We start from the raw sequence: 698 nt of genomic DNA on the forward strand, positions 1-698 counted from the left end.
CCCAACATGCGGTTTGTAAAACCCAAAAGCGTCGAGCAGCAAGATGTGCAACTGCTCCACCGAATGCGCGAACGATTAACTAAGCAATCAACAGCCTTAATCAACCAAGTGCGAGGTATGTTAGCTGAATACGGCATCGTGATAGCCAAAAGTAAATCGGCTTTTAAAGTACAGTTTCCTGAGATTTTGACTAACGAAACCAATGCGCTGACTACCAAAGGTCGAACAATTTTTTATCAGTTATATGAAGAGTTTACAGATATAGAAAGACGGCTTAAGGATTGTGATACCCAAGTACTCACTGAAACGAAAAACAATGTGATTTGCCAGCGTTTAGAGACTATCCCAGGTATTGGTCCCGTCACCGCTACGGCCTTTTATGCGGCTGCTGGAGAGGGTAAAGACTTCAGTAATGGTAGACACTTTTCAGCTTGGTGTGGCTTGGTTCCCAAGCAACACAGCAGCGGAGGTAAAGATAACCTCCTTGGGATAAGCAAGCGGGGAAATGCGTATTTACGTACCCTGTTTATTCACGGCGCCAGAGCGGTGTTGCAGCACAGTTGTCATAAACAGGATAAATTTAGCTGCTGGGCAATACAGTTAGCAGAGCGCCGAGGTTTTAATCGAGCCTGTGTGGCCGTCGCCAATAAACTCGCGAGAATGGCATGGGTTATCGCGGCGCGTGAGGAAGAGTATCG

The 698-nt window shown here is 46.6% G+C and carries 1 protein-coding gene; it reads left to right on the forward strand.

The genetic code is table 11. The features are described from left to right. Positions 1-698, forward strand: a 698-nt coding sequence (locus L976_RS00360; protein ID WP_047532940.1) for an IS110 family transposase, incomplete at both ends; no start/stop codon positions are given.

This window comes from Shewanella sp. ZOR0012 (genome assembly GCF_000798835.1).
Classification (GTDB): Bacteria; Pseudomonadota; Gammaproteobacteria; order Enterobacterales; family Shewanellaceae; genus Shewanella; species Shewanella xiamenensis.